Annotated in this window: 10 protein-coding genes and 1 pseudogene; 6 read left to right on the top strand and 5 right to left on the bottom strand. The window is 43.1% G+C overall.

Annotated elements, in window-relative coordinates; all coding sequences use genetic code 11:
* The first annotated feature begins 463 nt into the window (after nucleotides 1–463).
* Nucleotides 464–1,087: a C39 family peptidase gene (locus IPI59_13870; GenBank protein MBK7528601.1), complete on the top strand. Its 624-nt coding sequence runs from the start codon at nucleotides 464–466 to the stop codon at nucleotides 1,085–1,087.
* Between the two features lie 34 nt (nucleotides 1,088–1,121).
* Here the strand turns inward: IPI59_13870 and IPI59_13865 are convergent, their stop codons facing one another.
* Complete coding sequence (locus IPI59_13865; protein MBK7528600.1) at nucleotides 1,122–2,120, bottom strand: NAD-dependent epimerase/dehydratase family protein; 999 nt, start codon at nucleotides 2,118–2,120, stop codon at nucleotides 1,122–1,124.
* Nucleotides 2,121–2,230: 110 nt separating this feature from the next.
* Nucleotides 2,231–3,187 carry a hypothetical protein gene (locus IPI59_13860; protein ID MBK7528599.1) on the bottom strand — a complete coding sequence of 319 codons (957 nt, stop codon included), beginning with the start codon at nucleotides 3,185–3,187 and terminating at the stop codon, nucleotides 2,231–2,233.
* A 215-nt stretch (nucleotides 3,188–3,402) separates the two neighbouring features.
* Between IPI59_13860 and IPI59_13855 the strand changes: the two genes are divergently transcribed.
* Both IPI59_13855 and gldC read left to right on the top strand, forming a co-directional pair.
* A complete protein-coding gene (locus IPI59_13855) occupies nucleotides 3,403–4,137 on the top strand; it encodes an RDD family protein (GenBank protein ID MBK7528598.1) in 735 nt (244 codons plus the stop codon).
* 68 nt (nucleotides 4,138–4,205) lie between these two features.
* Nucleotides 4,206–4,583 carry a gliding motility protein GldC gene (gldC, locus tag IPI59_13850; protein MBK7528597.1) on the top strand — a complete coding sequence of 126 codons (378 nt, stop codon included), beginning with the start codon at nucleotides 4,206–4,208 and terminating at the stop codon, nucleotides 4,581–4,583.
* A gap of 95 nt (nucleotides 4,584–4,678) precedes the next feature.
* Here the strand turns inward: gldC and panB are convergent.
* Nucleotides 4,679–5,495: pseudogene (panB, locus tag IPI59_13845) on the bottom strand (3-methyl-2-oxobutanoate hydroxymethyltransferase).
* 219 nt (nucleotides 5,496–5,714) lie between these two features.
* On the opposite strand from panB, the gene IPI59_13840 reads away from it, so the two are divergent.
* A complete protein-coding gene (locus IPI59_13840; GenBank protein MBK7528596.1) occupies nucleotides 5,715–6,308 on the top strand; it encodes a GNAT family N-acetyltransferase in 594 nt (197 codons plus the stop codon).
* On the opposite strand, the gene IPI59_13835 is transcribed toward IPI59_13840, so the two are convergent.
* Both IPI59_13835 and IPI59_13830 read right to left on the bottom strand, forming a co-directional pair.
* Nucleotides 6,266–7,345, bottom strand: a complete 1,080-nt coding sequence (locus IPI59_13835; GenBank protein ID MBK7528595.1) for a stage II sporulation protein M — start codon at nucleotides 7,343–7,345, stop codon at nucleotides 6,266–6,268. The genes IPI59_13840 and IPI59_13835 overlap by 43 nt on opposite strands.
* A 130-nt stretch (nucleotides 7,346–7,475) precedes the next feature.
* On the bottom strand, nucleotides 7,476–13,679 hold the full coding sequence (locus IPI59_13830) for a T9SS type A sorting domain-containing protein (GenBank protein MBK7528594.1): 6,204 nt from the start codon (nucleotides 13,677–13,679) through the stop codon (nucleotides 7,476–7,478).
* A gap of 5,211 nt (nucleotides 13,680–18,890) precedes the next feature.
* Between IPI59_13830 and IPI59_13825 the strand changes: the two genes are divergently transcribed.
* Both IPI59_13825 and IPI59_13820 read left to right on the top strand, forming a co-directional pair.
* The gene (locus tag IPI59_13825) at nucleotides 18,891–19,862 is read left to right on the top strand and encodes an IgGFc-binding protein (protein ID MBK7528593.1); all 972 of its coding nucleotides are present in this window, start codon (nucleotides 18,891–18,893) and stop codon (nucleotides 19,860–19,862) included.
* A gap of 83 nt (nucleotides 19,863–19,945) precedes the next feature.
* Entirely contained in the window at nucleotides 19,946–24,067 is a 4,122-nt protein-coding gene (locus IPI59_13820; GenBank protein MBK7528592.1) for a PKD domain-containing protein, read from the top strand.
* Nucleotides 24,068–24,083 lie beyond the last annotated feature (16 nt).

Raw genomic sequence — 24,083 nt, 5'->3', positions numbered from 1 at the left:
ATAAACAGGCGACAAAGTTAATTAAAATAGGGGTAGCTAAGGTAAAAGAAAAATTCTGAAAACCTTTAGAGCGAGAAAATTAAAGTTAAGACAATATAACACAAAAAGCATTTTCCGGATAAAAGCGGGGGCGGGCAGATAAAATATCAATATAATTACAATAAATCATAGTTCGGGTTGAATAGGCGAAAAAAATTATCCGGATGTAATTGTTATTCAGCTTCTTTGGAAGGAGACGTCTGTAGAAACTGGTCTTCCTTTCTCTGATTTTTAATTGCCAGCAATGTTCCAAAATTGTTTGCCTAAAATAAAAGTGTAAATTTGCAGGGCTGTGTGGTTTTTATTTGTAACAATTAAACATAATATAGCGCAAAACATCGAAGATTTACAGATTTGCACACAATAAATTAATTTTGCCCCAATTCTTGCCGGTTTTTAACCCGTACAAAAACAATTTATACACATGAAAATAATTAAACTTATAATACTGAGTTTAGCCATTTTATCGCCAAGTTTTACAAATGGGCAAAGTATTACGCAGATTGGCCAAAATTATTATACGGCGGGAATTCCTTCGGAGGAGTTTGAGTTTTTTTCTGCTGCTCAATCTACCGGAAGGCAAAGGCAAGCTAACTGGTGTTGGGCGGCTTGTGTTCAAATGGTATTAAACTATCATGGACTGCATATAACACAAGAACAGGTGGTTGAAAAAATTTACGGCGGTTTAGTTGACCAGCCAGCCGGAGAACAACAAATTATGTATGCACTTAGCGGCTGGGCGCCAAATGTTGATGGGGGCGTTTCGCAAATTTATTGCCAGCTTGGCCTTAACAGTGCCAATGAAATAACAAGCAATCTGGCGTATAAATGGCCATTAATTGTAGGGCTTAGTAATCCACAGGGGGGCAACGGCCATGCTTTTGTTTTAACAGCCATTTATTACACCACCGATATGTACAACAATACAATACCGTACAAGGTAGTTTTAAGAGACCCGTGGCCTGGAAATATTTCGAGGCAGGAAATGGATTGGTACGAATTTTCGAGTAGGTTAATGGTAGCTTTTAAAGTGTGGGTATCGCGATAATACAAGTAAAACGCGATATGGCGTAACTCAAAACCTATATTTTTAGTTTGTTTATGGTTAAAAACTCATTACAAACACGCTCAATAGTTTCGTTTATTGGCGTAAAATTAAACGCCGGAAAAGCTGCTTTAATTTTGCTGTTATCGCAAGGGCGATTTTTACTGGTAGTTGCCAAGGTTTCGCGGGTTAGCGTTGGTGCTCGGCCGGTTAAAAAACTTTTTATTCCTTCGGCGCGCCAAGCTAATTGTTCAAGCAATGGGGTTAGGGGTCGGTTTGAGGGTTTTTTGCCGTAAACCTGTGCTATTAAACTGAGAATATGCCGGTAACTAAGGTTCTCGGCACTTAAAATATAGCGTTCGCCTACAATTGTGCTTTGCATAAGTAATAACATTAAGTTGGCAACATCGCGCACATCAATAAATCCGGTGCCTCCTTTTGGATAAAAAGGCACACCCTCCCATGTTTGCCTAAACAACAAGGGCGAGCTTCGGTCAAAATCGCTGCCATTACTGCCCAATACCATACATGGATTAACGATTACGGCATTTAAACCTTCGGCTATACCGCGCCAAACTTCTAACTCGCCTTGCAGTTTGGTATGTGCATACCAGGTTGGGCGTTCTAAATCGCCGTCAAAGGCTTCGGTAATTTGGTTGCCATCCTTCGGGATGCCAAGCGCGGCTATAGAACTTACATGCAACATTCTTTCGACCCCGTTTTCAAGGGCGGCATTTACCACGTTGGCTGTACCTGTAACGTTAATTTGAAACATTTGAGGCCTGTCGCGGCGGGCTAACGACACAAATGCGCCTACATGGTAAACCTGTTTTGCACCACGCATGGCATTAAACAAACACTCTGTATCTAATATATCGCCCTCAACCCATTTCACATTAGACAATTGTAGCAAATGACCCGGTACTTTTTTGGGGTCTCGCGCTAAGGCTACAATGGGTAACGAGTTTGGCTGTGCATTTAATAAGGCTAATAAATTAGCACCAATTAATCCGGTTCCGCCAGTTACAAAAATCATAATGTAAAAACTTACTTATTGTTGTTTGATAGATTGAATTTATTTATCCGGATAAAATAGTGGTTTACTTCTAAAACTTTTATATCCGGATGATTCAGATAAATATTAAATTACTGTACTTTAAATCTTTTCCGTTGTGCCGGATAAAAAGTAGCCATTGGTGTTTTAAAACTGCTACCATAATTGGCCTTATACCAAGGCGAGATGCTTGGGTCGGCAGGGTTTGAGGGTATATTAAACGATTGTGCTGGCGTACCACCTTGCGCTAACAAAAACAGTTTTTCTCCGGATGTTTTATCTTGTGCTACATCAATTACAATGGCGGCATGGCCATCTTGCTGGTTGCCAAAACTAATAAACACATCGCCGGGGGCAATATCATTATAACTTCCGGGTGCAGGGCCTAAATCTTCGTTTAATGCTTCTAAGTCGGTGTTTTGAAAAATCAGCACTAAATACATTTTGTAAGTTCCATACGTGTCGTTGGGGTCGGCGTTTAAAGTCCAAGTTATGCCTGCGGGGTCAATTTGGGGTCGGTAGCCATCCATATAACGCGCAAAGTCAAGCGGGTAGCCATTATTGACATGAAAAACAGCCTGCCCCATACGGTTTACATGATACAAATACTCGGCCCAAAGGCGTATAATAGATTGTGCCGATTTTTGCAAATCTTTAATGCCTACCTCAATATTTAAAATAGCGGCATAATTTTTTTGATTTGGCATGGGGGTATTGTCGTATTTTAAGGCAGTGGTGCCTACCTCTCCAAGCGGCAGATGGCGGGCAAAATCGCCAAAAGTCCAGCTTTTTATAGGTAGGCGCTCGTAGCCATTGGGGGGGGCAATTCTGTTAGCAATAATATCGGCATCATCATAAGTAGGTGGAAGCCAATGCAGTTTGTATTTTTTGTTAGTATCGGGTATTTGCGCTGCATTTGTCATTTTATTTGGGTTGGGAGCTACCGTTTGCTGCTCGCTGTTATTAGCAGTTTGATTATTGGTATTGTCATTATTCGATTTACAGGCAACAAATACCAGCGCTATAAAACCTAAAGCTAAAGAAGGCATCCTATAATTTCTAAACAAAAAAAGCATAGTCATACAATTTCTAAACTAAAAAAATTACTAATTTTGGGTTTGGGTCGCCAAAGTTAGTGCGAGACGAGTATTTGCCCAAACAAACTGGTAAATTTTAAGAAAAAAAAGCTAAACCAGATAAAAAAAGTCTATCTTTGAGGACGAATTTTATAAAAAATAGCTTTAAATCTCTTGGATAGATAGGTATGTACACCGATGAAAGCATTTCAATTCTGACGACACAAAATGTTGTTATTGAATATCCGTTAGCTAGTTTATCGGATAGGTATTCAGGGGCGATTATTGATAATATTATTATTTTTACTACAGTAATTGCAACAGCCTTACTTTTATCTGCGCTTGATATCAACTACGATGACAGGGGTTGGATATTTTTTGCCTTTGCTGTTATTCCGGCCTCGTTATATACCTTACTTGCCGAAATATTAATGGATGGGCAAACAATAGGCAAAAGCATCATGCAGTTAAAAGTAGTGCGTTTAGATGGCAGCCGGGTTGGAGTGGTACATTATTTAATTAGATGGATTTTTAGACTTTTGGATATTAGCTTAACCTTGGGCGGGGCTGCGGTGCTCAGTATAATAATTGGCGGAAAAGGGCAGCGCATAGGCGATATTGCCGCCGGAACAACAGTCGTTTCGACCAAACAAGAAAACCAAACTTTTAACCCCAACTGGTTGGCCAATTTTACTAAACCCCAAAACCACCAAATAACCTACCCCCAAGTTCATTTGCTGACAGACGAGGACATCAACAAAATTAGGACTGTTTACGATGCGGCCATGAAACACACAAACTATAAACTTTTAGATGAACTAGCCGAAAGATTAGTAGAATTACTTAAAATTGATAACCCCATACAACCTGCATCGTCATTTATTGAAACTATTTTACAAGATGCCTATGCACTTGATGCGTAGTTTTTTAATAATATAATATCTTGTTAAATTAATCCCACTATTTACTATTTACTAAACAAAGACATACCATGCCAGCTGTTACCGAAAAAGACCAAAATAATGGTGTTGCTATCACCAACCAAATAATCATTAATGTAGGGCTAAATAGCCAAAAATTGCCAGTACAAATAAAATGGCAAGCCGATGGCCACCCCATCCCCGGAGAAAAAGACGCTAAAGCTATGCTAATGGCACTTTGGGATGAACAACAAAAAACCTCCCTGCGTATTGATTTATGGACAAAAGAAATGCAAGTACGCGAAATGCAACACTTTATTTTTCAAACCGTTTACACCATGGCCGATACCCTGCAAAAAGCCACAAACGACCCCGAAACGGCAGCCGAAATGCGCGAATTTGCGAATAATATGGCTAAAAAATGGGATTTATTTGTGAAGCGAACCTAAGTAAAACACTTAATCCGGCCGGATGATGTTGATGGCTATTGAGCAAAGCACACTGCCTTATCCGGAGAAGAAATTTATAACTTGGTGCTTCTCAATCAATACTGTTCTGATTCGTTCGGAAAATCGCGCAGCCTAACATCCTCAACATATTTGCTGACTGCTGATTTTATTTCGTCGCCAAGGTTAAGATAACGCCGCAAAAATCGAGGTTTAAACTCTTGGGTTAGTCCCAGCATGTCGTGCAATACTAAAACTTGCCCGTCAACACCGCCGCCGGCGCCAATACCAATTACCGGAATTTGTATTGCTTTTGCCACTTTTTTCGCCTAAGGCGGCGGGTATTTTTTCGAGCACTAAGGCAAAACAACCTGCTTGTTCTAACAGTTGTGCATCTTCTATCAGTTTATGGGCTTCGGCATCTTCTTTGGCCCGCACATTATAGGTGCCAAACTTGTATATCGATTGTGGCGTAAGCCCTAAATGTCCCATTACTGGCACACCAGCCGTTAAAATTCGGCTTATTGAATCGACAATTTCAGATCCCCCTTCTAATTTTACGCCGTGCGCGCCCGATTCTTTCATAATGCGGATAGTGGAGTTGAGCGCAAGTTTTGAATTGCCCTGGTACGAGCCAAAGGGCAAATCAACTATAACCAAAGCCCGGCTCACAGCGCGCACAACCGATGCGGCGTGGTAAATCATTTGATTTAGCGTAATGGGCAAGGTGGTTTCGTGGCCAGCCATTACGTTCGAGGCCGAGTCGCCAACCAAAATAATATCTATGCCGGCAGCATCAACCAATTTGGCCATCGAATAATCGTATGAAGTTAGCATGGCAATTTTTTCGCCGTGTTGTTTCATCTCTAAAAGTACACGGGTGGTAACTCGTTTTACATCTTTATGTACCGACATATAATAATAAATTAGTTGTATAAATAAATAAATTTGCCGCAGACAAATAGTGTGTTTAGTTAACGCTACTGCATTTTGGCCAGAAATGAATAATTTTGTGCGAAAGATAGGACGTTTTTTTCATCCGGATTAAAATTTGCAAAAATAGTTTACAGCCTCAGTTTTTTAACCAATACTCAAATTTAAACTGCTTACTTTTATTCGGAACTTTTTAAGTCTATGCTATATTTTCAATTTACACCCTTCCCTTCCATAAGTACTGCGCGTTTGCTCCTTAGGCAAGTTACCCCTGCCGATGCCACTCAAATTTTAGCCTTAAGGTCGAACCCCAATATTATGCGTTATATACCGCGCCCATTGGCTCAAAATTTAGCGGATGCGCTGCAACATATTGACCTGTATAATACGGGTATTGCCGAAAATATAAACCTGAACTGGGGTATTGCTTGGCAAAATCATCCGGATATTTTAATAGGGCTAATTGGCTATGTGCGCACGCAGCCCCAAAACCACAGTGCCGAAATTGGCTATCTCTTGTCGCTCGAAAATCAAAATAAAGGAGTTATGCACGAGGCGTTAAATGTTGTTATTCAATACGGGTTTAAAACCATGCAACTACACCGCATCGAAGCAGTTATTGACCCACAAAATACAGCATCGGAAAAATTGTTGCAGAAAAATGGATTTGTTAAAGAAGGATATTTTAAAGAGAATTGTTATTTTGATGGACAGTTTTTAGATTCGGTTTATTATACGCTTTTCCGGAAAAATTATTTGTCTGATATTATTGCCGTTGCAGACTCTGTTGAATAGGCGTTTTGCTTTGCAGGTATAAAAAAACTGTCTTCGTCTTTAAAACTAAGCCTTGTTGTTGATATATTTGCCAAAAAAGCTTGTTCTGATTTGTAAACTAATACGGGGTAAACTACAAAATAGCCCACAACAAATATAGCCGATACCGCAATGATGGCTATTTTCATTAAAATATGCATTTCGGTAAGGCGTGTTACAAAACCTTCTAAAAAGCCGGCTATAATAAAAAGTGGTATTAAACCTACCAATATTTTTGCGCCTTGTTGCACCCCTCGCACAAACGAAACACTCCGCGGATAGGTTCCGGCAAAGGTAATACTATTGCCCATGACCATGCCGGCGCAACCCGCTAATATAATTGCCGAAATTTCAATGGTGCCATGAATCCAAATTGTTAAAAACGAAGTTAAAAACAGCCCCTTCTGGTAAAAAAAATATTGAAAAGCCCCCAACATAACCCCATTCGAAAATAATACCCAGGCCGTACCCACCGAAAACAATATGCCTAATACAAACGCATAAAACGAAACTCTAATATTATTAAATGTAATAGCCAAAAACATAAAACTGCTTCCTTCTTGTTTATACACACCCATAGGGTCGCCTTTTTCAATATTTTCGAGGGTCATGTTTACATAAGAATCACCTAAAATGAGGCGTACAAATTTATCGTCGTTGGCCGCCGAAAAAGCTCCTATTAAGGCTGCTAAAGCAAAAATAATAAAGCTGTAGAGCAAAAATCGCCGCGCTTCGTACAGGAGCATGGGCAATTCGACCCGCCAAAAATGAATAAATTTATTAGTATCTGCTTTTTTGTTGCGATAAATGCTGCGGTGAACTTTAGCCGTAAGGCTATTTAAGTATTGTGTGATTTGGCTCTGAGGGAAAAAAGTTTTGGCATAAGCTAAATCATCGGTTAGCTCAATAAATAGTTCAGCCTTTTTATCTGGATGCAAATAATTATCGTTTCCGGATAAAATTTGTTCGAAAGTTTGCCATTTTTCGGCATTTCGCTTAATAAAAACAGGTTCGCGCATAGCGGCCAAAATTAGTAATTATGTTTTATATTAGCGTTAAAAATTTATTATCAGCCAACGAAAACAAATAAAAACCCTTGCTGTATTATGTTTACCATGCAACAAGGGTTTTTTTACTAAGCAACTTTGTTTACTGTTTGGCAATTCGGTGCGTTACCACCTCGTTTTGCTGGTTATAAATGCGCAAGTCGTATAACCCAGCGGGCAAACTGCCCATTTGAAGTTGGTAATTATTATTGCCTTCGGTTGCGTGCCAGGTAGTTTGTAAAGCTACTCTGCCGGTAATATCGGTTACAACAATTTTTAAGGTTTGTTGTAAGGGCGAGTTAATAGTAACCTGCAAGATGTCATTTGTAGGTATGGGTTTTACCGCAATGAGGGCAAAAACGTCTGTTGTGCGATACAGAGCTATAATGCCCGATGCTTTTTTAACAGCGCCATCAGTAGCAGTAGTTTGCAAATAATAATAATGCATTCCGCCAGTTTTTTCCGGATGAAATAGGGTGTAATTCCGGAAGTCTATACTATTGCCCGCACCTTTTAAAGTGCCAATCGAATTAAAATCTATACCATTAGTGCTGTGTAGTACGGTAAACAAAACGTTGTCGGTTTCGGTAGCGGTTGACCAGCTTAACATATTGCCAGCCGTTTGTACTTCGCCGGTAAAGGCCAACAAGGCAATTGGCAGGGCTACGCAATCTTCAATATCGCTGTTATCTAACACGGTTTGGCAGCCTTTCGAGTCGGTAATAAATACTTTGTAGCCATCTTCGTTTTTCATTTTGAACGAAAACGCACTATACTCACCAATACCCGCATAACTTACCACCAACGAGTCGTACTCGGTATAAACCTCGGCATTATAGGGTGCTTTACCGCCACTCACTAACACGCCTACGTCGTATTTTCCGGTTAATATAGCAGGCAAACAGTTGCGTTCTTCCTCAACTACGATGGGTTTTTCAATTTCGAGGTTTGCTTTAGCGCTAAGGCTAAAACAAGTTTCGGTTTGGGCTATAATTTCGCTGATTTGGTCGCCAAGTGCAAAGGTTGGTGCATTACTTTTTAATATGTTAATGGCATAAATACGGTACGTGCCATTGGGCTGCTTGGGCAACTCGGTTTGACTAATACCTAAAATTTTATCAACTTGATTGGCTAAAATATACCATTGTTCGTGTCCGGATGTATTATTATAACCTTCGCCCGATACTGGGATGCTGCCAACGTCATTGCAAATTATTTCCGGAGCTATTATTGTACCCGCGTTTGCCAAGCAATCGTTGTTGCCGCCACCTTCACAAGATTCGGGTGCATTATACGCAGCTTGCAAGGTTGAGGTACATCCGGCGTTAAATGCGGCTGTAACGGCAAGGTTTTTCTTGCCGTCGGCAGTCAAACCAGACATAACAAAATTAAAAGTACCACTTTCGCCAGGAACTACCTCAAACACACCCGTTTTACTGCCTATGGTAATTGATAATTGGCCAGACGGGGCTGCGCTATAACTAATATTTATAGTTACATTATAGGTGTTGGTTAAGGCATCGCATCCGGTTGGTATGGCCGTATTTACTGCTACTTCACAGGCGCACGATACTACGTCCATACAATATGCTGGGGCATCCATAAAATCGGTACATAAATTAATACCTGTCAGCATACCAATTAAAGGTAGTTGTGCTTCAACATTCGGAACGGTAAAAGGATCGACCAAGCCCGAATTTTTAGCCACATCTAATAAATTAGCCAATGTATATTTACCCGGTCCCAAAAGGGCATTAGCCGCCTTGTTAATTTCGGCTTCGTTATAGGCCATACCTGTGAAACAATAATTACCTTCGCTGTAGCCGCTAAAATCGAAAACACCATTTTTAGATAAGCCAACAATTAAACCGGTAGGGTCAGTTACAATAAAAGTGTAATTAGGCGTGCCCTCTAAAGGTCCCGACGGTTTGGTGGTAAAGCCCGCATAAGCCACCGATTTATTTTCGGCAGGTATGGGACTATTTTTACAAATCTCAAAATCTTTAGGAGCAGCAGCCACACCCGCGCTGGGCGTACAAATAATATCGGCGCAGTTTAGCACGTAAACAGTTACCGGATAAACTACGTCATTGCAGCCTGCGGTTGTTAAGGTATAGGCTAATTCAAATGTTCCGATTCCCGATTTTAGGCCGTCAAAAACTCCGGCACCCAAGCCGCCCGATGGTGGTGTGGTTTCCATCCATGTTCCGGTGCTGTCGCCGTCTATAATAAGCTCGGCTAAAGTTATTTGAGTAGGACCATCTGCCTCAACAGTACAGAGCAATACTGCATCCGATATGGTAGCCACTGGCGGTGCAACAGGTGTAAGCGTAGCGCTAACGCGGTTTGGACTTGCACAAGTGGGGTCGTTGGCGTTGATTATTTGCGCCCAATAGGTTCCGGCAGTTGAAGGGGTAAAACTAACGCCTGTGCCCAATAAATTGCCGCCTATTTCGGCATCGTACCAATTTACCAAATAATCGGCGCCGGGATTATCAACACTTACCGCCGGAATGGCCTCGTTGGTACAGTAAACACCGCCTTTGGGATTGGTAGCGTTTGCCGGAGGTACGCAGGTTTCGCAATCAACAACAGTTAAAGTTATTGGATATAATAAATCGGCACAAGGCGCAATAGCTGTTACGCGATACCATATCTTGTACGAGCCGGGGGTAATTCCTAAGGCGTTGAATACATTACTGCTAATTTTACCTAATTCCGGATTGTCGAAATCTTCTTCAAAATTACCATCAAAATTGCCATCAACAACCATGTCAAATAAGTTAATACTATTTGGATTTGGTCCGTCAAGAGCAATGCACAACGATGTTCCTGCTAAAACTACGGCAGGTTCGGGGGGTGTAATTTCGCTTAAAGTTACCGCCGTGCGCGAAGTACTTTTGCAACTGGTGAAATTAGCAAATTGCGTTTCGGCGTAATAAGTACCGGCTGCGGGAGGTAAAAATTCATATCCCGAGCTTAAGGCAGAACCTCCGGTTGGCACATCAAACCAAACTATCGTAAATTCTGGACCTGGGTCGGCAACGGCAATAATATCCGGAATACTGTTCGCGCAAAAAGTATTGTTAAATGCGCCGGTAGGCTTGGCGGGGGGCACACACTCAGTATCACAATATTTAACTGTAATACACCAGTTGGGCGCGGCTGCAAAATCTAAACAAAGTTGTACACCGGTTAAATTGCCAATTAGCGGTAAGTTTGCTTCTACGTTAGGCACGGTAAATGGGTCAACAAATCCCGAGCTTTCTGCTACTGTCAATAAATCGCCCAAAGTATAATTGCCTGGCTCTAATAGTTCATCGGCTGCGGCATCAACTTGTTTGTTGTTGTAGGCCAGGCCGGTAAAACAATATTCGCCTTCTGGTTTGCCGGTAAAATCAAATACCCCGGTATTAGTAAGGCCAATAATTAAGCTGTCGGGGCCAGTAACAATATAGGTATAATTAGGCGTACCCTCTAATACACCCGATGGGGGTACATCAAAGCCCGGCGATGCGCTTGAAAGGTTTTCGCTGGGGTTGTCGTTGTCTGCGCAGACGTCCAAATCGGTGGGCGGTGTTGGTACACCAGCATTGGCTTTACATTCTACATTTGCACAGTCAATAACATAAATAATAACTTCGTAGGTTTGGTCGGCGCATGGCTCGGCTTGCAAACGATAGCGCACCTTAAATGTACCCAAGCCCGATTTTAAAGCATCCCATCCGGTAGCTGAATATCCGGGCGACGGTGTTAGGTTTTCCCATATTCCATCGGTATTACCCCCTGCTATTAAATCGGCAAAAAACACTTTGGTTGCACCGTCAATAGCTTTAGTACAAAGTACAACTGCATCGGTAACGGTAGCAACGGGTGGGGCAACAGCAATTAGGTTTACTTCAGTTCTAACCAAACTTTTGCATAAAGGGTCGTCGGTGTTTTGTGTTTCGGCATAGTAAATGCCGGGAACTCCGGGTGCAAATACAGCACCTTGTCCAAGTTCGTTACCACCAGCGGCGGCATCAAACCAAACAATTACCTGATCAGGGTTTGGCTCATCAACTGCTATTTCGGGTATAATTTCGGTGGTACAATAGGTTGCCGATTGTGGGTTTGCAGGCGGGTTGGGTGGCACGCAACTTTCGCAGTCTATAACATTAATAATGGTCGTAAATATCAAATCGGTGCACGGTGCAGTAGCCTTAATTGTATAGTTAAGCGTATAAGTTCCGGGCTTTATGTTTGAGGCGTTAAATTTTCCGCCCGATATATTGCCAGTGCTGGGGTTTCCGGATGCTTCGCTCCATACTCCGGCAGTGTTGCCACTTAAAACAAGCGTGCTTAAGGTAAGATTATTCGGGAAATCCAAGCCTTTTGAACACAAATTGGTATTAATAGTTAAAGTAGCACCATTTGGCGGCGTTATAGCTGTTAAAGTTGCGGGTGTGCGTGTTGTAGATTTACAAGAGGCAAATCCCACGACCGAAGTTTCGGCATAGTAGGTGCCGGCGCTTGCCGGAGTTAAACTTGCCCCAACGCCGGCAATACTACCACCTACAGCTTGGGTAAACCAGGTTATAACAAAACCAGTACCGGGGTCGGCAACTGATATAGACGTTGTAGGGCTACCAACACAATAACTGTTGTTTTGTGGATTTGTAGGCGCAGCAGGGGTAACACAAGCAGTTTGACAATAGCCAACATCAACACACCATGCGGTAGCATTTTGGAAATCGGTACAAAGGGTTACGCCGGTTAAATTGCCAATTAGTGGTAAGTTGGCTTCCACATTAGGAACGGTAAAGGGGCTAACAAATCCAGACTCGGCTGCTATGGCCAACAAATCTGCTAAGGTGTAGTTGCCTGGGCCTAACAAGTTATCGGCGGCGGCATCTACCTGCGCATTGTTATAAGCCAATCCGGTAAAACAATATTCGCCTTCTGCAAATCCGGTGAAATTAAATGCGCCATTTGGGCTAAGTCCTATAATACTGTCGCCTTGATTGGTGCTACTTATAATAAAGGCATAGTTAGGCGTACCTTGAAGTACACCAGATGGTTGTTGTGCCCATCCGGATATAGGAGATGAGATGTTTTCGTTTGGGTTGCTACTGTCGTTGCAGGCTTGGGTATCTGTTGGTGGTATGGGTTCGCCGGCATCGGCATTACAAGCTATATTAGCACAATCAACCACATAAATAGTAATATCATAAGCAATATCTGCGCAGGGGGTGGCACTAACCGTATAGCGAACAGTATAAGTGCCCTCGCCGGCGGCTATACCATCAAATCCGGAGGGGCTAAACCCACCAGATGCAGGCATTGAAATTTCAGTCCAAGTTCCATCTGTTTGACCACTTGATATTAAGTCGGCAAAAGCCACCGATGTAGGGCCATCTTCGGCACTTAAACAAAGCACAACAGCATTATTTACACTTGCGCTTGGCGGGCTAATGCCTACCAAATCCACTTGGGTACGGGTAAGGCTTACGCAAGCAGCATCGCCACTAACCGATGTTTGGGCATAGTAGCTTCCGGGCCCCGAGGCGGTAAAACTTGCTCCAAATCCTACTGCATTGCCACCGACAGGCGCATCGTACCAGGTAATTAAATAACCTGTGCCGGGGTCGGCAACTGAAATAGCAGGTATGGTGTTAGTAGTGCAATACGTAGCACCTTGTGGGTTGGTTGGCGCAGCTGGCGGAACACAGTTTTGACAATCAATTACTTGAATAATAGTGTTATAACTGATGTTTTGACAAGGAGAAGTTGCTGTTAATGTGTAGGTTAGGGTGTAAGCGCCCGGCGGTATTCCGGATGCATTAAAATTGCTTCCCACCAAATTACCTGTACTTGGGTTAAGTGGATTTTCACTCCAGTTTCCGGATGAATTACCGCTAACTAAGGTCATCAAATTTATATTGTCGGGGTAGGTATTGCCGGCATTACATAAATTTGCCGATTGCTGTACTGTTGCGGGGTTTGGTGGATTAATTTTGGTTAGGGTTACGGCAGTACGACTTAACGACACACATCCTGGAAAATTGGCTATTTGAGTTTCGGCATAATATGTGCCTTCGTTTGCAGGGGTAAATACATTGCCTGTTGCTAACTGTGTGCCACCGCTGGGCAGGGTAAACCAGGCAATTTCAAGCCCAGTACCAGGGGCCGCTACTGATATTGAAACAGGGTCGGTTGTACTACAATATACTCCATTTTGCGGGTTGGTTGGCTGCGCCGGTGGCGTGCAAACTTGGCAGTTAATGGCCCTATACAATAAATTGGCTCGGCTTGGAAAGCATAACATAAGTCAATACCCGAAACGTTTTCGATTGTAGGTAAATTGGCAGCAACGTTTTCAATGGTAAGTGGCGAAATTAAGCCAACACTTGCGGCTAATTCTAATAAATATTGCAAGTTATAGTCGCCAGGGCCTACCATCACATCGGCGGCGGCATCTATTTGACTTTCGTTGTAAGCAAGGCCGGTAAAACAGTATTCGCCGGGCGGGGCATTGGTAAAGTCGTAGGCACCTGTTGGCGACAAAGCAAAAATACTGTCGCCAAGTTGGCTTGAGGTTATAATAAAAACATAATCGGGCGTGCCTTCGTTAGCCCCCGATGGATTATCGGAGAATGTTATAGCAGGCGATGTATTTTCGGATACAATATCGCTATCTACGCAAACTTCGGTGGCTGTTGGGGCGGTTGCTACCCCAGGATCCGGAACACAACAGTTTACAACACCATCAATAGTAACGGTGCAGCCAAAACTACCGTCTTCAATAATAACAGTATAGGGGTCGCCTTGTGCTAAAATGTCGCCACTTTTGTTGGGCGAGTTATTTGTTACTGCATAAGGACCGCCATCGCCGCCGGTTACTCCGGATAAATCAATTTGCAATCCTGTTGTACCAACGCAGTCGTAAATAATAGCCACGCCTTCTAAGGGGGCATAAACACTGTATTCAATTTGCACCGTGTCTTTGCAGCCGGCAATTGTGGTAATAATGCCCCAAAAAACGGTAGTGGTATTGTTAGTAAGCGTTTGCTGTGCTGGGTCGTCGCCGGGAGGCAGGCCGTTGGCATCGAGTAGTAGGCCGCCGTTGCCGGGTTCGCCCTTGTACCAGATAAAAGAATTTGTATTTGTTGGAGTAATTTGAGGCTGCAATGCCACTAAATTTACTGGTGCCGGATTAGCACACAAGGTGTTGGGTGTTGGTAAATTGGTATTAATTATAGGTAGTTCGTTTACCGGAACGCTAAAATTAACTGAGGCACTGCATCCGGTTGATGTTTGCGTAAATACAGCATAATATACTTCGCCTCCACCGGGCACTACATCTTCCGGATTTGTTATTAAAATACCTCCGGAATTTGGATTGCCGTTATACCATAAAAAGGTTCCCGGAGTTATTAGAATATTGATAATATCGTCTTCGTAGGTGGTAAGATTTACGTGTTCGCCATCGCAAATGGCAGCAGGGGTGGGTGTATTTAAAGATGGAAGTGTATGATGGAAAAACTGCATACTACTTATGCTAAAACAGTTGGTTTCGCTGCTTGTAAATTTTACCCAATACGTTTGGCCGTTAGTTGGGGTTACCAATATTTCGTTGTTGCCGTTGGGGTTAATAGGCGTGCCGCCGCTGTTGGGGTTGCCATTATACCAAATAAAACTACCTGGGGCGTTGGTAAATTGCGATTCATAGTCGCGCAAATCAACGGTTGTACCCGGGCAAAGGTAAGGCGACAATACGGGCAATAAATTAGGCGGATTATTGACGGTATATACTAAGGTAACTTTTGATTTGCAGCCTTGTGTATTGGTAACTACGGCCACGTATTTATCGCCGTTGCGGGGGTATTGCGCTTTAGGATTGTCGTTTGGTGGCGAGCCGTTATTATCTAAAATATAACCGGTGGGAATGCCATCCGGATCATTTTTATACCATTTCAAAGTCAATCCGGTTCCGCCATTTTTTATGTAGGTATCGTACTGTGTTAAATCAACTTTATCGCCTTTACAAATAGGGTCTATTTGTGGAGTTTGTAAATTGGGTGTTGGTTTAACGTCTATAAAAAGCAGGCAGGTTTTTTCGCAATCGTCATTACCTTCAGCCTCGAACAAGGCAAAATGTGCGCCCGAACTGGTTGGCGTGTAATTTGTTGGGTTAGTAATTAGCTCGGTACTTCCGCTGTTGGGGTTGCCTTTGTGCCAGGTGATTGTTCCGGGAATATTAGCTGTTGGGTTGAATTTTGTTAAATCTATGGCTGTTCCGGCGCAAACGCTGGTGCTGGTATTGCATCCGGTTAAACTAATATCGGGCAGTAATTTTATACATTTGGGTTCGCCAACGGTATTACAAGTTTGACAAATATAAGGAAAACTAAACGACTGGTTAAGGGTTACGTTTACGGTCCATTGAATACTCACACTCCAAAGCGGACTAATATTTACCCCCACAATGGTAATTGACGAGCCGTTGGGGTTTAGTGTCCAGCCTGTTTGGTTAAACGTGCCATCGTCATGTAGGCCGTTAAGTGCCGGAAAATCGGAGCTTGTGCCGCCATTGTCTAAGGGGTCGGGAAACTCCGAGCCGTCCATCCATAATTGAATATTGTAGGTTGTTGCGCCTTTGCAAAACGGAATATTTGATAGGGTAATGGTTTGGGTACGAATTTCGGGGCAAATAAACTGCCCACAATCAAACAAACTTGCCGCCGGAATATTAATGGTTCCTGATGCTGAAAATTTGTTCCCCGAAGTAGCCGTGAAACTTAAAAAAGGCATAAAGCAATAATCGCCTGCACCGTTGTACCATGATTGGCTGCCGTTATTGGTAAATGTGCCCATATTTCCGGGTGGGGTGGTGTATGGCCCTGTATATCGGCCTGCTGTAATGGCCGATGCCACTTGGCCATAAGGGTTGCTGTTTATGTCGCCTTGCATAATGGCGTAGCCCAATTTATAGCCGGGGTCGGCTAAAATAATGCCTTGGTTGTTGATATCAAACTGGTCGTTCCAACAAACAACATTATCGGGCGAGGTGGCTTTGCCGGGGTCGCTGTGGCAGTTGTCGGCTTCGTTGGGGCAGGTAACGGTTAGTGCTACGCTTGTTTTACAAGTTGTAGGCGCGGCTGTAAATTTTACGTCATAATTAAATACGGTATTGCCAGTTCCGGGCGATATATTAGCGGGCCCTCCGGTTTGGGTAATGGTTAAATTGCCGCAGTTATCTTCTAAAGTAAACTCACAATTATCAAAACTGCGTTCAAAATCAATGCCAAACCTGGGCAAAGGCCAAACAGTTAAATCGCCGCCGGCTATGTTTAGGGTGTCGGGGTCTTGAGGGCCGCCGCCCACTACATTGCATTTAAGGATGGCGGTAAAAGTTTGGGTTTGCGCTTCGCAACCATCGGCGGTGAGCGTGTGCGACAGGTTTAAACCCTCGCCAATTTTGATTCCATTTTTAAGCCACGAAAGGGTATAAAGTGCGCCTCCGGCTACTGTTGCTGTTAGGTTAAGTGTTTGCCCCTCGCATTGGGTTCCGGATAAATTGCCTGTTACCGAAGTTAAATAAGGGCATGGCTTACAATTTTCCTGAAAAATGCCTAAATTAACATTACAATCCGGGTCATCGGGGTTTTCAACTATCACCTCTACATAATAATTGTTGCTAAATGGGCCAATCTGATACACGCCGGCATCGGTTCCAACATTTAAGGTGTTGCCTTGCGAGTCGGTAATATAATACTCAGATGCACCGTTGTTGGCCGGAGGCGCAAAGGTAACATCTATGAAAAATTGATTAATATTTGGCGAGATACATTTAGTAACCGCACTTACAACCGGAGGCTCGCAAACGCCTTGGCATTGAACTAAATGAGGCGTTACTTGGTTGCAGCTATTTAGGCCATTGCTTACTATAACACTAAAAAACTGGTTATTTTGCCCGGGTAAAACAGGTAACACAACGCTGCCATCTTGCGTAGCTTGGCCGTTTACGGTAAACGAACTGCACGAAGGGGTTACGGTAATGGAACAAGGCGAGGTTGTGCTTGTGTTTTCAATATTGGTACTGCCAATTTGTGGATACACGTTTACATTGCCAACCAATACATTATTGGCTACTATTGAGCCATCTATACAGGTTATGGTTACGCGGTACTCGTGGTTTTGTACGCTACAAGTGGTGTTTTCGGGGTAAATAATGGGGTTGCCCGTTGTGCCATTGTCTATGATTAAGGTGCCATTCCTGAAAAAATCGTAGGTAACGGCGGTTGAGCCAGCGGGGTCAAGCAGGGTATTTAGCTGCAAAGGTGCGCCCGAACATACATTGCTTGATGAGGTACTGGCCGAAACAAAATCGGGGCAGCCTTCAAGCACACAAAACTCAACCGGAACGTCGGCGCATACGGCTGTGTTGGTGGTAAAAGCCGGGATAGTAATGGTGCTGGCCGATACGGTATATCCTACCGGGCCGTTGTGTGCTATAATTTTAACCGTCCAAGTTCCGTTAGGGTCGGCATTGAGGCCAAGTAAGGCAATATTTATTGGCGAGAGGCCATTGATTTGATCAATCGTAAAAGGGCCGGCAGCGTTTACATCGCCGTCGGGGGTGGTAAGCTCGAAGCTTACATTGTCGCTGCCATTTCCGGATAAAGAGATGGCTAAATTGCCGGTATATGTGGCAGGGCCTTCTTGAAAACAATATCCGGATAAAGTGAAGTTATGGGTAGAGCTGCCTCCAGCCGGTGCTGTTCCACTAAAGGGGCCTAAAACAAAACTTTGAGATGGTACAGAAGTGCCCGACGGGATACAAGGGGTAAACTCAAAACAGTCAATATTATTGCAATTTGGGTCGAAGGTAAATGACGGTCCCGTTTGACCGTTGCTCCATACCACCGAGCTTGAAAGCCCCGGCACCTGGCTACCTACCGTTGCCGAAATGGTAATATTTGAGCCATCACATAAAATATCTGTTTGGGCAACCGACGAAACACATTGTGCCCATCCGGATAGGCTGAAGCCTACAAACAAAGCTATTAATAGCAACAATAATTGAAAGCGGGTATTGAAATTGCGTAAAAAATAGATCATACTTTTCGATTGATTGTTTATGATGGATTGTTATTATATTAATAAGGGAGTTAAGCACAAAGGTAAGCAAATTATAAAAGAAAAAAATACTCCTTTACTTCAGTTAAGGTGTGATTTAGGGCATAATTTTTGTGAATTTGCTTTCAATTAAGCAAAATTCAAAATTCATAAACAAAGCACAAATTCAATTTTTTGTTTTCTATATAAATTATTAAAATTAATAGAATTAATATTATTTTTTTTATTTATACGATATTAACAATGTCGTCTAACTGACATTTTGTTTATTAACTAATTTAGTTTGAGTATTTACACTTTTAATCAACTTACTTTTAGCAATAATTTTTTCAACCGAAATTAAGGTCTTGATTTTTATAACAAATCAACTCTTTGCCACCCCATAAAACTATAATACATGGTAAAAATCTACACTGCTTTTTTTCTTTATGTTGTTGTTTTTTTATCCTCTAATACGGACATTTACGCCCAAAGTTTTACCTCGGTTGGCACCGATTTTTGGTTGGGTTTTATGCCCAACTATCAATCTCCACAACTTAAATTGTATATTACAGCTCAAGAGGATGCAACAGGTAATATTTCGGTACCGGGCACGGGTTATTCTTACGATTTTTCGGTGGCGGCAAACTCGGCTATTGAAGTTATTATTCCTAATGCCGATGCATACGTTAATGTCAATCAGACGATTGTAAACAAAGGGATACATGTTACAAGTGACCAACCCGTTTCGGTATATATGCTCAACTATTACCTACATACTGCCGATGCTTCGTTGGTTTACCCAACCCAAACTAATGGCAGCGACTACTTTGTAAGTGCGTATGCCGAAATTTTAGGCGGCGAATTTTTAATTGTAGCAACCGCCGATAACACAGAAGTTGAAATTACTCCTTCGGCTACAACATATGGTGGTAATCCGGCGGGCACAACCTTTAATGTTACTTTAGATGAGGGAGAGTGTTATTTGGTACAATCATCCGGAAACTTAACCGGCTCGCGTATTACCGGCACAGCTCCACCCGAAGATTGTAAAAAGTTTGCAGTATTTAGTGGCGCTGTTTGTACCAATGTAGGTGGTTGTGCGGCTTGTGACCATTTAGTTGAGCAAATGCCGCCTATTACTACCTGGGGACTTAATTTTGTAACTGTACCTTATAAAACCCGTGTTTCTGACTATTTCCAAGTTATAGCCGCCGAAGATAACACAACTTTTTATGTAAACAGCATTCCATATATGTTAAATGCCGGCCAAAATATGGGTTTAACCTTTGGCGATGCAAGATATATAAGCTCAGACAAACCCATAATGGTAAGTCAGTTCAGTCGGGGGCAAGTTGCGACAACACCAGTTCAGACCCTTTTTATATAGTACTTAGCCCCACCGAACTTACCCTGAATCAAATAACATTTAACGCTTTTATTTCGAGTATCATTACCAACTATTACTTGAATGTGGTTACCTTAACCGATAGTGTAGGAACTGTAACCTTAGATGGCGCTAATATAGCGGGAAATTTTGTTACCCACCCTTACAACTCCGACTATAGCTATGCCCAAATAGACATTTCGGATGGAACGCATACTTTGGTTGGCAGCGAAATGACTGCCTATGTTTATGGCTACGGATGGTACGAGTCGTATGGCTATGCTGCAGGGGCTAACCTCAAGCAACTGAATTTTGATTTGGTGTTAGATTCTGACACCATTAATTACAATCAATTTGCCGATACAACCTGTGCTAATACTCCCATTACTTTTATTGCAGAATATAACGATGATATATTGTATTATAATTGGAATTTTGGAGACGGTAATACCGGAGTTGGGCAATCAATTACGCACGCTTACGATGCTGCCGGAGTTTATGATGTTTGGTTAATTGTACAATTTGCAACTGCATGTGGCCCCGACTCATTAAAATCGACAATAGTGATTGATGGTTTAACCAATGCCTACAACAGTGATACCATTTGTGAAGGAAATAGCCTATTGCTGGCTGCCGTCGATGCCGACTCGTGGGCGTGGAACACCGGCCAAACAACACAATCAATAACGGTAACGCCGCTTAGTACAGAAACATATACCGTAACCTTAACCGGAAACTTACAATGTGATACAACCCAACAATTTGTCGTCAATGTTGAAAATATTCCGGATATAAATTTGCAAGCCAGCCAACCCTCTGTTTGCGTAAATGATACTGTTTCCGTAAACTTAGTACCCCCAATACCGCCCAACGAGAACCCAGTCTGGACTTTAGATGGGGCTACTATTATTTCGGGGAATGCCAACGATGGGTATAGTTTGCTTTGGACAACTAAAGGAACAAAAAATATTACCGTTCAGGCCACAACCGCCTTTGGTTGTACTAACAGCCAAACATTGGTAATTGATGTTATGGCTTGGGCAACGCCAGCATTATCAAATCCACCCCCACAATGTACAGGCAACCCAATGTTAGATTTGAGTTTGTATGATGATGATGCCTTTGTCGGTGTTTGGACTGGCGCGGGTGTTTCGGGCAATTTGTTTGACCCGGCGTTGGCCGGCCCCGGCAACCATATTTTAGTATTTACACCATCGGGTGCCTGTACCTTGCCTGCCACTGTTACCATAAACGTAGCGCAAACACTTACACCTAATTTAATTGTGCCACCAGTTTTGTGCACCGATAGTCCAACCCTTGATTTAAGTTTGTACGATGATGATGCTTTTACCGGAATTTGGAGTGGCACAGGCATCTCAGGAACAAGTTTTGACCCCGCCACCTCCGGACCCGGAAATTTCACCATAACCTTTACGCCTGACGGTTCTTGTAATTTGCCGGCAACTATTGCGGTAAATGTAAGCCCTAACACCACGCCAGCCCTAACACAGCCACCCCTCATTTGCTCTGATGATACTGCTTTAGACCTTAGTTTATACGACGATGACGCATTTACAGGCGTTTGGAGTGGCACAGGTGTATCCGGAAATAGTTTTGACCCCGCAGTATCAGGTATTGGCACGTTTACCTTAACTTTTACCCCCAATTCTCCTTGCAGTTTACCAGCCAGTTTTGACGTAACCGTTGTGCTTGCAACAAAACCTCAACTTACCCAACCCGACACACTTTGCACAACCAGCTTACCCTTAGACCTAACGTTATACGATGATGATACCTTTACCGGCACTTGGTCGGGGCCTGGCCTTACGGGGCCAACTATTTTTGACCCGGCAACTACAGGGGCAGGTGTTTTTGTTTTGGTGTTTTTCCCCGATGGATTATGCCAGCAACTAGCTACCTTAACCGTTAACGTTTTGCCTCAAGGCATACCTATATTAATTACACCTCCTAATTTATGCAATACCGACTTACCCATAGATTTAACCCTTTATGACGACGATACCTTTGCCGGAACCTGGAGCGGCACAGGCGTATCCGGAAATAGTTTTGACCCAGCCTTAGCAGGTGTAGGCACTTTTACCCTGACCTTTACGCCAACGGGTTTGTGTAATTTACCATCTAGTATAACTATTACAGTGAATTTGGCCGGGCAACCCGTTTTAATAACACCTCCTGTGCTGTGCACAGATAGTCCTTTATTAGATTTAACTTTATACGATGATGATGCTTATGCCGGGACCTGGGCTGGCACGGGCGTATCCGGAAATAGTTTTGACCCCGCCGCAGCCGGACTCGGAAGCCACACGCTTACCTTTACTCCGTCAGGGCCTTGTTTGCAGCCGGCAACAATTACCATTAATATAGAAGAAAAACTAACTCCAAGTTTAACAAATCCTAATCCAATTTGCGTTAATGAGCTTCCCATAGACTTATCCCAATATGACGACGACGCATTTACGGGAGTTTGGAGTGGCGCAGGTGTATCCGGAAATAGTTTTGACCCGGCTATTTCCGGATCCGGCACCTTTACGCTGACTTTTACGCCAACAGGTTTGTGCAATTTGCCTGCAACTATTCAAATTGTAGTGGTTGCACTTACCACCCCTAATATTACCACCCCCATTTTGTTGTGCCAAAACGACCCTGCTTTTGACCTAACTACTATTGCCGACCCAGCATTTACAGGCATTTGGTCTGGGGTTGGGGTTAGCGGTACTATTTTTGACCCAGCCATAACCGGACTTGGCAGCTTTGATATTGTGTTTACACCCAACGAATTTTGCGCTCAACCCACCACTATTCAAATAACAGTACAGCCCTTATGGCAACCCCAACTTACCCAGCCAAACTCATTATGCCAAGATGACCTGCCAATTGACTTAAATGTTTTGCTTGAACCAGGTTTGCTGGGTGTTTGGAGTGGCACGGGGGTATCCGGAAACCAATTTGACCCCAAATTATCCGGAACCGGTTCGTTTACCCTCACATTTACCGCCTCGAACCCACCAACAGGAGTTTGTCCGCAGGCTGCTACCATCCAAATTGCAGTAAATCCAACCGAAACACCTATATTAACCCAACCACCCTTAATTTGCAGCGCAGATGGCGTTATTGACCTCAACCAGTTCGCCGACCCTATGTTTACGGGGACGTGGAGCGGTGTAGGCATGTTAAATGGCTCAGAATTTGACCCACTCTTATCCGGAAATGGCAGTTTTACCTTTACTTTTACTGTTGGCGGTAATTGTGGCGAACCGGCAACCATTGAAATTACAGTAGAGCAAACTTATATTCCCACGCCATTGCCTTTGCCAACTGCTTGTATAACCGACCCCACACTTGACCTTACCCTATACAACGACCCAAATATGCCGGGCAAATGGAGCGGCCCAACAATAGATGGCAACGGTTGGTTTTTTGAACCATCTTGGTTAGATACTGGCTTGTATCAACTCACCTATACGCCAACCGGATTATTATGCTTCGAGCCGGTAGTTGTTGATATTACTATTTTACCCTCAAATACACCAAGCATACAATATATTGCTCCGCTTTGTGCTACCGAATCCGTCATTGACTTGGCTATTTACAGCGACCCTAATTATATTGGAACTTGGTCGGGTGATGGTGTTGATAACGACATTTTTGACCCCGCAATAGCCGGAGTTGGCATTCATACGCTTATTTTTACCCCTCAAGGCGACTGTAATTTGCCTGCAACTATTGACGTTGAAGTTATAGAACCATTAACGCCCAAACCATTAAATCCAAATCCACTTTGCGTTTTTGATCTTCCTGCTGATTTGGCACCTTATGGCGATGCAAATTTGCCAGGTACATGGAGCGGACCCGGCGTTAGTAACGACTACTTCGACCCTGCTTTGGCTGGGGCGGGTGTACATACGCTTACCTATACACCTAACGATGTATGCACATTGCCTGCTACGGCTTTAATTGAAGTAATTGCCCCTACTTTGCCGCAATTAACTACACCGCCGCCCTTGTGCCAGGGCGAAGCCCCCTTTGATTTAACCCCTTATGCCGACCCAAATTTACCCGGTGAATGGAGCGGTCCAGGTGTAACAGGCAATATTTTTGACCCCAGCCAAGCCAATAGCGGCGCAAATTGGCTTGTATTTACACCAACAGACGGTGTTTGTACCTTGCCTGACAGTATAAATATATAGCCGTAAATCCAAATGG

The organism is Sphingobacteriales bacterium, from assembly GCA_016706405.1.
GTDB lineage: Bacteria > Bacteroidota > Bacteroidia > Chitinophagales > UBA2359 > BJ6.
The sequence above is the reverse complement of the archived record's forward strand: the minus strand, read 5'-3'. Positions and strand labels throughout refer to the sequence as shown.

What these genes read in the sequence shown, in the direction of transcription:
- IPI59_13870 (MBK7528601.1), top strand. Translation starts at nt 464, where the DNA reads ATGAAAATAATTAAACTTATAATACTGAGTTTAGCCATTTTATCGCCA.
- IPI59_13830 (MBK7528594.1), bottom strand. Translation starts at nt 13,679, where the DNA reads ATGTTATGCTTTCCAAGCCGAGCCAATTTATTGTATAGGGCCATTAAC.
- IPI59_13840 (MBK7528596.1), top strand. Translation starts at nt 5,715, where the DNA reads ATGCTATATTTTCAATTTACACCCTTCCCTTCCATAAGTACTGCGCGT.
- IPI59_13835 (MBK7528595.1), bottom strand. Translation starts at nt 7,345, where the DNA reads ATGCGCGAACCTGTTTTTATTAAGCGAAATGCCGAAAAATGGCAAACT.
- IPI59_13865 (MBK7528600.1), bottom strand. Translation starts at nt 2,120, where the DNA reads ATGATTTTTGTAACTGGCGGAACCGGATTAATTGGTGCTAATTTATTA.
- IPI59_13860 (MBK7528599.1), bottom strand. Translation starts at nt 3,187, where the DNA reads ATGCCTTCTTTAGCTTTAGGTTTTATAGCGCTGGTATTTGTTGCCTGT.
- gldC (MBK7528597.1), top strand. Translation starts at nt 4,206, where the DNA reads ATGCCAGCTGTTACCGAAAAAGACCAAAATAATGGTGTTGCTATCACC.
- IPI59_13855 (MBK7528598.1), top strand. Translation starts at nt 3,403, where the DNA reads ATGTACACCGATGAAAGCATTTCAATTCTGACGACACAAAATGTTGTT.
- IPI59_13825 (MBK7528593.1), top strand. Translation starts at nt 18,891, where the DNA reads ATGGTAAAAATCTACACTGCTTTTTTTCTTTATGTTGTTGTTTTTTTA.